The following is an 11,841-nucleotide window of genomic DNA, read 5'->3' as shown; positions in this document are numbered from 1 at the left end:
TTTCCGCTCATCCAATGGCTTATGCTAGGAAAAATCGCGCCTTTTTTTTCATCAGCACTTGTTTTTTTGGCTACTTTTTGATCAAGCAAAAAGTAGCTTTAAAAAATTCATTTTTTAACATTGTCAGGAACAGATAGTCTGGAATAGCGTGCACGAAAGAACAGAAAGTTACGGTTTCGACTCAAGCCTAACACTTATTTTTTATTACTGGATCAGCTTACCTACTCTGGCCAATCATCCCTTACGTTTCTGCTAAAGCTTCTGCACCACTTGTAATTTCTGCTAATGAGTTTGTAATCAATGCTTGTCTAGTTCTATTATAACTAATACGCAATACTTTTAAAAGCTCATCTGCGTTATCGGTTGCTTGGGTCATGGTAGCCATTCTGGCAGCATGCTCACTAGCACTAGATTCAACCAGCATATGCATCATTTTATGTTTGAGTATTTCAGGAATAAGCTGTGCGATCAATAGTTCCTGTGAAGGCTCATAAATATAGTCAAGGGATCGAGTAGAAGAGGGGGGAGTATCTGTTGCTAGATCTAGATTAGGTAAAAAAGGTAAGAAAGGTACTATGACTACTTCTTGTTTGGCCGAATTTTTAAAAGCAGTATAAGCTAATACAATTTCAGTATAATGGTTTTGCTCAAAGGCTTCTATACAATAGGTAGACAGCTGACTACTGGCCTGATCGTTTGCTTTTTCTACAAGGTTAACATAGCGCTCTATAAGCGGTATATCATACTTTTTAAAAAACTGATGGACTTTTTTTCCAATAACCAGCACCTCTATGGTAGTAGATGCCTTTTTTTGGCGGGTTGTAATATATTCATTCGCTGCTCTGAGCACATTTTTATTAAAAGCACCACATAACCCTCGATTCGAACCCATTACTACTACTAATAACCGTTGCCCTATTTTGGCCTTTGTTAAAGGATGCGTTAGCTGACCCTCATCTATAGCTTGTAGAAGCCTATGCAACAATCTGTTATATGCTCTTGTATAGACTTTTAAAGGCAACAGCACTTGTTGAATCTTATGCAATTTTGAAGCAGACACCATTTTCATAGCTTGGGTGATTTGCTGGGTAAAGCCTATCAGGTTTATGCGGTCTACTACTTCCTTAAGATGTGCCATAGTGATTAATCCGAATATTTTCGTAAAAGAGGTTCCGCTACCTTTACCAGTAGCTGAATGATTGAATCTTCCCATGCGCCTTCTGCAATGGTTGAGAGCATGGTAGGATGTTGGGCACGCAATAAGTCTAAAAATTGTTTTTCAAATATTTTTACTTGATTGAGTGGTACGCTATCTAAATATCCATTCATGGCTATATATAAAATGGCTACTTGTTCTTCTACAGCCATTGGGGCGTGTAAGTTTTGTTTCAGTATTTCTTGATTCTGACGTCCTCTCTCAATCGCTCTTTTGGTAGTAGCTTCTAAATCAGAGCTAAATTTTGAAAAAGCTTCTAGCTCAGCAAACTGGGCTTGGTCTAATTTTAGGGTAACAGCTACTTTTTTAATAGCTTTAATTTGCGCAGCACCGCCAATGCGAGATACAGAAATACCCACATTAATGGCGGGTTTAATGCCTGCATTAAATAAATTCATTTCTAGAAATATTTGCCCATCTGTAATTGAAATAACATTGGTAGGAATATAAGCAGATACATCGCCCATTTGGGTTTCTACAATAGGCAGTGCGGTGAGTGATCCTCCTCCTTTGACCTGACCGATTAAGGCATCTGGCATATCATTCATAGCAGCAGCCATGCCATCATTGGCAATAATGCGTGCTGCACGCTCTAATAAACGAGCGTGCAAGTAGAAAATATCACCAGGAAAAGCTTCTCTACCAGGTGGCCTCCGTAACAATAGCGATAACTCTCTATAAGCAACAGCTTGTTTCGAAAGATCATCGTAGATGATTAATGCATCTCTACCTGTATCTCTAAAAAATTCACCAATAGCTGCTCCTGCAAAAGGTGCAAAGGATTGCATGGGTGCAGAAGCAGAAGAGGGGGCTGCTACAATGGTGGTATAGGCCATAGCACCATGTCTGGTTAATGTTTCTACTACACCGGCTATAGCAGATGCTTTTTGACCAATGGCTACATAAATACAATAAATGGGTTTGCCTTGTTCGAATAACCTACGCTGATTGATAATCGTATCGAGTGCAATGGAAGTTTTGCCAGACTGCCTGTCACCAATAATTAGTTCTCTTTGTCCTTTACCAATAGGAATCATGGCATCAATGGCTTTTAATCCTGTTTGGAGGGGGCTATTTACCGGTTGACGGTAAATCACACCAGGGCCATTTCGTTCTAGAGGCATTTCAAAAGTTTCTCCAACGATAGGACCATGGCCATCTATGGGTAAACCAAGGGTATCTACCACACGTCCCAGTAATCCTTCACCTACTTGAATAGAGGCGACATGTTTGGTTCTAGTGACTACATCTCCTTCCTTGATAGAATTTGCTTCGCCTAAAATAACGGCACCTACCATATGCTCTTCTAAGTTTAAAGCCAATCCTTTAGCCCCATTTGAAAAAAGAAGCAATTCCCCTGCTTGTGCATGTAAGAGACCATAGATCCGGACTACACCATCACCCGATTGAATCACTATGCCGGTTTCTTCTAGTTCAGCTTCGGTTTTAAAATTAGCTAATTGTGCTTTTAGTATTGCCGTAACCGCATCTGTATTGATTTGTGCCATTTGTTTAGTTATAATTTGGTCTGCTGACTGGCTTTCTTTCGAAATACTAATTTGACTGCCAATTGGCAGTTGGATCGAATGCTTAAATTACGTTTAGTAGATTGCAGCTTTGTGAGCTGTGTAAACAGTTTTGCAGACCATGCAGATAATTTTTTATAGTTCTATCTAGTTTTAATGCGCCGATTTGAAGCATATAGCCTCCGATAATAGAGGGGTCAATTTGTTGTTCCATTAAAACTTCTTCACAAGGTACCCACTTTTTTACCTCTTCTACCATTCGTTTCATTAAGGGTTCTGGTAGCGGAATAGCAGTGGTTAAAATAGCAGATTGGATCCCCATATGAGCATGGTAGGCTATGGAAAAAGCACTTAAGATTTCTTTTAGTAAACCAATTTGATGGTGGTCTATAATGAGTTCAATAAACCTCCATAACATGGGATGGAGGTTTTGCTTACAAATGGTTTTAAGCAAATGCTGTTTCTCAGAACGAGGTATGGTAGGATTATTGAGTAGGCTATTGAGCGTAGGATGACCCTTAAACTGATTTTGCAAAAAAGAAAGATCACTGATGATGCTTTTAAGTGCGCCATTTTGAATGGCTTGGGCTAAAAAAAGGTTAGCATATCGTACTGCTATCTTATTGTTTTTTAACATAAATCAAGCTTTTGTCTCCATTAAGTGGCTGCATTTTTATTTCCCATAAGCCGCTCTATTAGTTCCCATTGCGCCCCATTTTGACTGAGTTCTTTGACCAATAATTTTTCTGCAACTTGTACTACTAATGACCCAACATTGGCTTTTAATGTTTCAAGCGCACGTGCTTCCTCTCTAGTAATTTCGATTTTAGCTGCTTTTAATAAATGTTCTTTTACCACTAAGGCCTCTTGATGTGCTTGGTCAATAATGGCTTGTTGGGTGGCCAATGCTTGGCCAATAATCCGCTCACGTTCTGTGTGAGCTGCTTCTATTAACCTAGCTCGGTCATCATCTGCTTGCTTAATTAATAGCTGGGCTTGCGTGATTTTAGCCACAGCATGGGCTACCTCATCTTCTCGTGCTTGCACAATGGCTAAAATGGGCCTCCAAGCAAATTTAGATAATATCAAAAGGACTACTAAGAATGTAGTAGTTTGCCAAAATATAATGCCAAAATCGGGCGTTATTAAATTCATAACAACTAGGATTGTAGAAGAACAGGCTGGGTTGCCTGCTCTAGAAGAAATGCTATTTGGTAGCGATCAAAAGACAAACCAATACACCAAAAAGCGCAACACCTTCAACTAGTGCACAGGCAATAATCATAGCCGTTTGAATCTTTGAACTCATCTCTGGCTGTCTGCTTATAGCTTCCATAGCAGAGGAGCCAATTTTACCAATGCCAATGCCTGCACCTAGTGCAATGATGCCTGCACCAATACCAGCACCAGCATATGATAAAGTCATATCTAATAAAGCCAACATATAAAATTTCGTTTAATCGTTAAAGACGTTAGACAAATATACATAAAAAGTAATCAAATTTAACCATTTTAATGGCTAATGTCTTCCTTCATCAACAGCCTGTCCAAAATAAATAGCAGAAAGTAGTGTAAAAACATAGGCTTGCAAAAATGCAACCAGTAACTTTAATAAAAACATAAAAGTACCAAAAGGTAGGCTGACTAAAAAGCCTATCGAGATACTTTTCATGGTAAAAATAAGCCCTATAATGCTCAATAAGATAATATGGCCTGCCGTAATATTGGCAAATAACCGTACCATAAGGGAAAAAAACTTAGTTAGAATACCCAGTATTTCTACTGGAATCATTATGGGTAACAACCAGCTAGGTACGCCTTCTGGTTTAAATATATGGTGCCAATAATGTTTATTACCATTAAAAATGGTAATAAGCGTAGTACAAGCCGCTAGTACTAAGGTAACTGAAATACTGCCTGTCACATTGGCACCACCTGGTAGAAGCCCCAAAAGATTATTAAGCCATATAAAACAAAAAATAGTTAATAAATAAGGCAAAAATCTTGCACAATGTTGCGGGCCTATGTTGGGCATAGCTACTTCATTTTTTATAAAGGATATGATCAAATCTATACAAGCAAAGTATCCTTTGGGTGGTGCAAGTGGCGCTTGTCGATAGCTCTTGCTTACCCATAGTAGCCCAGTTATGAGTAGTAAAGTACTTAAAAACATAGCGGCTATATTTTTAGTAATAGATAGATCCAAGACAGACCTACTTGGATCTAAACAATGAATTTTCTCATGAACAAGGTGATACCCATGAAATGGAATAGATTGGTGTTTTTGATCATAAAAACGGGCAGAAGAAAAACATTCTACACCTCTATCTGCAGAATAGAGTATAATGGGTAATGGTAGCTCAATATGTTTCCCAGCAATGGTGGCAAAGTGCCAACTATGTGCATCTGCTACATGTTCCATAATAGCATTTCCATTCTGATGACCCGTTTGAGGTGGCTTAGCATGGACACTAAAAGGTGCCCAAAATATAAAACCCAATAGGTAAAATATCCAGAAAGCCTTTTTTTCGCCCATAAAGCGGTTTATAATGGCATAAGATAATCTAAAATAAAACATGGTAAGATAGGCTGTTAGGTTCAGCTTTGTTAAAGTCAATATTGAACTATGCTAAGGTACATAGTTATAAAGAATTTTTCAAGCTATGCTATGGGGTTAAATGGTTCATTCTTTTATCAACAGATATTTTATCTAATTTGTTTTTGAAAATGAAATAGCTTACCATGAAGCCATACCCTATCCAAAGCAGCGCTTATTTCTTAAGGACCTTACAAATGAGAAGATGTGCAGGTGGCTTATTTGTTTTATACTGTTGGTTTCGAAAGTATGCTTGGCTTTTACTTCGACTTTAACCCGTTTGGTTACTTTTGATGATTATATACATGCGATCTACCAGCGGCAGAATTTTGTGGAAGAAGCAGATTTTCAATCTATTAAAGAAGCTCTCCGAGAAGCTTATGCTAACCCACTAGATTTAAATAAGGTAACAGCAGCATCATTGGGCGCATTGGGTATTTTATCTATAGAACAAATAAAAAGTTTTTTTAATCATTTAGCTGCTACAGGGCCTCTTTATTCTAGATACGAACTACAGGCTATTCCTGGTTTTGATTTAACCACGATAGACTTGCTTTTACCTTTTGTCTATGTAGTCGAAAGCTACCATCTGCCATCACATTATCCAAAAATTAATCAAAATAACTATAATTATTTTTTATTTCGTTATGCACCTTCCTTGAGCCAAAGGAGTTGTAAACAGCTACCTGCCTTAGGTAATCTAGCTAAATGTATGGTACAACTGACTTGTAACCATCTAAATGATATCACATGGGGCATCACTGCTAGAAAACAAGCAGGAGAAGCTTTTTGCTGGGATCATGCTACCTACCGTTATGGATTTAATCTATGGTCTATTTTTCTAATGGTAAAACATAAAAAAACAATTAAACGGATGGTCATTGGTGATTACCAAATTGGCTATGGACAAGGCTTGCTATTGAGTCCAGGTTATAAGCAGTTAGGCGACTCAATCACTTCTATCATCTGGTCTAATAACCTGGGAATTCGTCCCTACAAGGGAATTAGGCGTACTGGTTTGCGTGGTCTAGCCATCACATCCGATCTAGGGCCTATTGAGTTAACCGGATTTTATGCCAACAATCATCTAGATGCTACTATCCAACTAGATCAAGACCATAAACCCTATAGCAAGCGCATAGATGACACTGGTAAGTATGATACCATCCATCAATTAGATAAAAAAGGAACCCTGCATGAACAGGTCTTGGGATGTACTATACGCAAGCAGTATGATAGAAATCAAACAGAAATGGGTATCAATCTGCTTTATAATCATTACGACCTACCTATTGTACGAAAGGAAGCAGCCAATAAACGCTATTTATGGCAAAAACAATCTGCTGGTAGTTTATTTTATCGTTTGTTATGGAAAAACGTGCTCTTTTTTGGAGAGGCAGGGCTGACCTTGCCACATATTATTCAAGCAAAAAAATCAAAAGCGGTGATTACAGGGTCTATTATAAGTCTTTCGCGCTATGTTGATCTTTCCCTTGCATTATATTATTATGGTCAAGGATTTTATAGCCCATATGGTCATCCCTTTAAACGTTATACTACAGATCATGCCAATGAAAAAGGAACTTATTGGGGTTTGATCTTTACGCCTTTATCCAGCTGGCAACTCACAACGAGTGGCCATTTTTTTACTACTTTATCTCCTAAGCCACAGTTAGCCATCCCGCGTATTGGCCATCGCTTAATGACACGTTCTAGTTATACTTTGAGCCGTAAAACAATATGGGTGATTCAATATAAGCTGCATAACAATCCAAGAAATAAGCCTAAAGTAAAAGAAAATAATCAGTCAGATACAACAACTGTTGCAATGGCTACCCAAAACAGTTTGAAGTGTAAGATAGATCACCAGCTTACCCATTATTGGCGGACCCATTGCGTAGTACAATATACCCGCTATACGTTTTTGGGGAAAACTCATGATGGTTATGCCTTATCTAGCACACAAAAGTGGAAAGTAAATAAATGGCAATTTGTTTGTAAATTCATCTACTTTAACACGGATAACTATGCTACCAGGTTATACTTTTATCTTCCCAATCCATTATATAGTGGCACGCAGTTTACCCCCTATTATGGTCATGGCTTTGCTACGACTTGGTTAATTTGCTCCTGGCCTATAGAGTCGGTTCGTTTCGAAATTAGATATAGTTTTATATATTCACCTGATGATCTATCTAAAATAAAATCAACTACAACCAGTAGATGCAATAGAGGCAAGCATGATGGAACCATACAACTTTTAATTAGTTTTTAACAACCATGGTATTCATTCACCATTATGGCAGGACCATGCACAAAAAGAAAAAACACCATTGGCTGTTTATGGTGTTAGTCAAAAAGCTATTTGTAGCTTACTTATATCAGACGTATATCGATACGATATAATCATTCATGAAAAAATCTACTTTACAAAAAATGCCTCGTATTACCCATGCATGGGTAAAGCTTTTAGCAACTGTTATCATTGCATTGAGTAGTCTACTGGTTAATTATAGCGCTTGCCATGATGCTAGTCGATCTAACTCTGATTTAGACATACAAGTCTGGTTTACTCCACAGGATCCTTGTATGGACCTTATTGTTGGTAAGATTCTAGCTGCTAAAGCTTTAATTCTTGTACAGGCTTATGTGATAACCTCTCATAAGATTGCCACTGCACTGATAGAAGCGCATCAAAATGGGGTAGAGGTTCATCTATTGATAGATAAAGATGCGCAGACTACAAAGGGTAGTAAGGTGCGTGAACTACTAGAAAATGGTATTCCTATTATAATTGATAAAACAGTTGGTTATGCTCATAATAAAGTTATGATTATTGATGAAGCATATGTTATCACAGGTTCTTTTAATTGGACACATGGTGCACAAGCTAGAAATGCAGAAAATCTGGTGATTATCAAAGGGAAAAAAATAAATAAAAGGTTTAAAAATAATTGGTATATGCGGGCAGCTGCTGGAGAGCAACTAGGCCCTTTTCGGAATAGGGGTAGGGGGTAAGACCCTTGTTGCCCAATTTCTTAACTTTTTGCACAGGGCTTGATTTTTTGTCCACTTTTTTATCAAGCAAAAAGTAACAACAAAAATTCATTAAAATATAAATCTTAAGCTCATGCCATTGCGTGAACCAATACAATGCCTTGCCCCCTAACATAACCAAAAATTAATATACCGTTTATCCAAATCGCAACTTTTGACTTTCACCTTTACCACATCCCCCAAACGGTAGCATTTTTTTAAATGCTTACCTACCACTTGAAAGTTATTTTCCTCAAAAACATAGACATCATCGCTAAGGTCTGCTAGACGCACCATCCCTTCACAACCATTAGATAGAATTTCTATATAGATATTCCATTCAGTAATGCCACTGATGATTCCCTGAAATATTTCGTCTTTTAAATTTTGTATAAACTCTACTTGTTTATACTTCACAGAGGCTCTTTCTGCATTTACAGCAAGGTATTCTCGTTCTACAGCATATTGACATTTTTTTTCATACGATGCTGCATCATAAAGCCGTTCACCCTTTAAATAATGCTTCAAAAGACGGTGCACTAATAAATCAGCGTATCTTCTGATCGGTGAAGTAAAATGAGTATAATGCGGAAAGCCCAATGCAAAATGTGGATTGGGTTTTGTAGTATAAAGCGCCTTAGCCATAGATCGGATTGCCAATGATTGTATAATGTTCTCTTCTTGTTTGCCTTGAATAGCCTCTTCTAGCAGATGCATGGCTTTATATATAGGCATGTTAGCGCTGTTGATTTTATACCCTAGTTGGTTGACAAATAAAAAGAATTCATTTAATTTATCTGGGTCCGGATGGTTATGGGTTCTATAGATAAAAGTAGGCCCTACTTTCTCCTTTTTTTGTTTTAGTTTAGCTACATAGGTAGCCACTTCTTTGTTGGCTAGTAACATAAATTCCTCAATCAATTTATGCGTATCTGTACGTAGCTTTGGTATTATATGAATCGGTTTTCCATTGGTATCCAGTTCAAAGACCAGCTCTCTCGTTTCAAAGTTAATGGCTCCTTTTGCTAAGCGCTTTTTCCGAAGCTGTTTGGCTAGGTCATTCAATAACGTAAGCGCTTGGTAAAAATCACCTCTTTGGTCATCTATGTTTGCTTGAGCCTCTTGATAAGAAAATCTTTTATTGGAATGAATAACCGTTTCTCCCAACCATTGGTCATAGAGATTGCCTGCTGCATCCAATTCGAAAATAGCTGAAAAAGTTAGTTTGTCTTCATTGGGCCGCAAAGAACATAATTCATTAGAAAGTAGTTCGGGCAACATGGGAATACAGCGGTCTACCAAATAGACGGAAGTATTGCGCAAATAAGCTTCCTGGTCTAGTAAGGTATCTGGTAAAACGTAATAGCTTACATCTGCGATATGAATGCCTACTTGATGATGGCCATTGGCTAAGGGTTGATAGGAGAGGGCATCATCAAAATCTTTAGCATCTGCTGGATCTATCGTAAAGGTAGGTATATGCCGTAGGTCTTTTCTTTTGTTTATTTCCACCTCTGTGATACCTGTAGGTATGTTTTTAATGCTTGCCAAAACACTGTCTGGAAAAGTCTCTTTTAAGCCAAATTCAGCCATAATGGCATGCATTTCTACTTCATGTAGACCAGCCTGGCCAAGGTGTTGGATTACTTTACCCGTCACGCTCTTATCGCTAGCTGGAAAAGCAGTTAATGCAATCACCACTTTATCATTTTTTTTAAGCATGGAGGTATTTGCTCCCTCTAATAAAATTTTATAAGTGATCCGTTTTTGTTCCACTATGGCTTGGGGTTGGTTGCCAGAAACGATGATGCGTCCAATGAGAGGTGCTGGGTTGCGTTCAATAACTTCTACAACCACACCTTCTGGTCGCTTGCCACCTTTGCTAGGGAGCAAGCAAACTTTAACCAAATCTTTATCTAAGGCAGATAGTAGGTTTTTTTGACGCACCAGTACATCTTTGGGTTGATCAGGTACTACAATATAAGCATATTCAGAACGGACATAATCTACTCGTCCTGTTAGATAAATAGGCCCGCTGGCATATAGATATCCTCCCCTTCTTATCTTTTTAATAGTACCCTTATCTAGAAGCTCCGATAAAGCTTTTTTAATTTTTGCTTTATCTGATTTTGATTTGATTTTTAAGGCTGTAAAAAGTTGTTGTAGGGTATAACTTTGATTAAGACCTGCTTGTAAGGTCTTAGCAATAAGTGTAGTATAGTTTTGCACTGCTGCTCTTTTTTTAATCTTATGCGAGGGGGTATGTGTAGACATAATTTTTAAAGTAATGAAGTGCCATATACATGGAAAAAAGTAATTTACGGTAAATCGACGATAAAAAGACCACTACCTGCTGAACTAGTTGATTGAATAGATTGTTTATAATCGGAGCATGCTGCTTTACCTAACATGGCTGGTAGCAGAGACCTATTGTTTGCTAAGGTTGTATGATCTATTTAGTTTACTTTTAAAGTAAAAATTTCCATATTTACTATACTTAAAAAATATATAAATATATTGATTTATAGTCTTTTTTGTTTGTATTTATAGCTATTCTTTGTTAGATTAAAGGTGTAAGGTAGTTGGATAGCTAGCGTCCATTACTGCTTGTCAAGTGTTCTTTTTTGCTTTATGAATAAGGCAAAAGTAGGGTACATATCATCGATAGATTATCCGTTAGACATGGCCATAATTTGGCTGAGCGGTTATTATAATCACATACAATTAAACATGAATACTATGAAAAAAACATATACGCGTTGCAGAGTGGGTCTATTTGCTGGCCTCTTAGCTTTAAATACTTTATCCTCTTGTGTAAACACAAAGCAAAAGCTAGGTTGGGATAGACATAGACATAGACATGGAGTACAAGCAGGCTTAAAAAGATATGCAGGCCCTATATTTTTTACAACACTAGGTGTAGCTGCAGGTACTGGATTATGTATATTATGGAATACGTCCACAGAATCAAATCAAGGCATAGAAACAGCCTTAAACGGAATGAAGACGCTCGTTGATAATACAACAGACATTGCCACAACTGGAGTAACTGTACTCTATAATGCTATAAGTAATACGTCCCTATGGGATATGTCAACAGAATCGAGTCAAAGCACAGCGACAGCATTAAATGAAACGATACCCCTAGCCTCTGATACAATAGACTATAATATAACAGAAAGTTCAGATCCGGTAACAACTACTGTATCACAAAATAATCTAATATCAGGTGTTACAAGTGTAGTAGATAATATAACTAACTTCTTGCTAAATAAAGCTGATATGTTACGAACTAATATGATACCTAATAGCAGCTTATCAGAAGATTTTAGTACAACTAATCAAACAGATGAAGTAGCGCAATAAAAAAGTTTTTTTATTTTACTTTTTTCTTGATAAAAAAGTAAGCAAAAAATCAAGCCCTGGTAAAAAGTTTCGGAAAGCTCCCCTTACAGCTGGAAAAACAG

The 11,841-nt window shown here is 37.5% G+C and carries 10 protein-coding genes; 3 read left to right on the top strand and 7 right to left on the bottom strand.

Annotated features, from left to right (window positions below; genetic code table 11):
* Window positions 1-241: 241 nt before the first annotated feature.
* From atpG to atpB, 6 genes are all read right to left on the bottom strand, one after another.
* Window positions 242-1,138 carry an ATP synthase F1 subunit gamma gene (gene atpG / locus MUW73_RS02780; RefSeq protein WP_243575232.1) on the bottom strand — a complete coding sequence of 299 codons (897 nt, stop codon included), beginning with the start codon at window positions 1,136-1,138 and terminating at the stop codon, window positions 242-244.
* A 5-nt stretch (window positions 1,139-1,143) separates the two neighbouring features.
* Window positions 1,144-2,724 (bottom strand): F0F1 ATP synthase subunit alpha, encoded by a 1,581-nt coding sequence (gene atpA, locus MUW73_RS02775; RefSeq protein WP_243018616.1) that lies wholly within the window; start codon window positions 2,722-2,724, stop codon window positions 1,144-1,146.
* 82 nt (window positions 2,725-2,806) lie between these two features.
* Window positions 2,807-3,379 (bottom strand): ATP synthase F1 subunit delta, encoded by a 573-nt coding sequence (gene atpH / locus MUW73_RS02770; RefSeq protein ID WP_243018615.1) that lies wholly within the window; start codon window positions 3,377-3,379, stop codon window positions 2,807-2,809.
* 20 nt (window positions 3,380-3,399) lie between these two features.
* On the bottom strand, window positions 3,400-3,897 hold the full coding sequence (gene atpF / locus MUW73_RS02765; protein WP_243018614.1) for a F0F1 ATP synthase subunit B: 498 nt from the start codon (window positions 3,895-3,897) through the stop codon (window positions 3,400-3,402).
* 52 nt (window positions 3,898-3,949) lie between these two features.
* Complete coding sequence (gene atpE / locus MUW73_RS02760; protein WP_243018613.1) at window positions 3,950-4,186, bottom strand: ATP synthase F0 subunit C; 237 nt, start codon at window positions 4,184-4,186, stop codon at window positions 3,950-3,952.
* 75 nt (window positions 4,187-4,261) lie between these two features.
* Window positions 4,262-5,278, bottom strand: a complete 1,017-nt coding sequence (gene atpB, locus MUW73_RS02755; RefSeq protein WP_243018612.1) for a F0F1 ATP synthase subunit A — start codon at window positions 5,276-5,278, stop codon at window positions 4,262-4,264.
* Between the two features lie 313 nt (window positions 5,279-5,591).
* On the opposite strand from atpB, the gene MUW73_RS02750 reads away from it, so the two are divergent.
* Together MUW73_RS02750 and MUW73_RS02745 are read left to right on the top strand one after the other, a co-directional pair.
* Window positions 5,592-7,613 carry a helix-hairpin-helix domain-containing protein gene (locus MUW73_RS02750; RefSeq protein ID WP_243575231.1) on the top strand — a complete coding sequence of 674 codons (2,022 nt, stop codon included), beginning with the start codon at window positions 5,592-5,594 and terminating at the stop codon, window positions 7,611-7,613.
* Between the two features lie 137 nt (window positions 7,614-7,750).
* Window positions 7,751-8,356 (top strand): phospholipase D-like domain-containing protein, encoded by a 606-nt coding sequence (locus tag MUW73_RS02745; protein WP_243018610.1) that lies wholly within the window; start codon window positions 7,751-7,753, stop codon window positions 8,354-8,356.
* 147 nt (window positions 8,357-8,503) lie between these two features.
* Here MUW73_RS02745 and rnr read toward each other — a convergent pair whose 3' ends face one another.
* Window positions 8,504-10,648, bottom strand: a complete 2,145-nt coding sequence (rnr, locus tag MUW73_RS02740; protein ID WP_243018609.1) for a ribonuclease R — start codon at window positions 10,646-10,648, stop codon at window positions 8,504-8,506.
* 465 nt (window positions 10,649-11,113) lie between these two features.
* Between rnr and MUW73_RS02735 the strand changes: the two genes are divergently transcribed.
* Window positions 11,114-11,740 carry a hypothetical protein gene (locus MUW73_RS02735; RefSeq protein WP_243018608.1) on the top strand — a complete coding sequence of 209 codons (627 nt, stop codon included), beginning with the start codon at window positions 11,114-11,116 and terminating at the stop codon, window positions 11,738-11,740.
* Window positions 11,741-11,841: the final 101 nt, after the last annotated feature.

Source organism: Candidatus Cardinium sp. cByotN1, from assembly GCF_022810525.1.
Lineage (GTDB): Bacteria > Bacteroidota > Bacteroidia > Cytophagales > Amoebophilaceae > Cardinium.
Note: the sequence above shows the minus strand (reverse complement) of the source record. Positions and strands in the feature narration are given on the sequence as shown.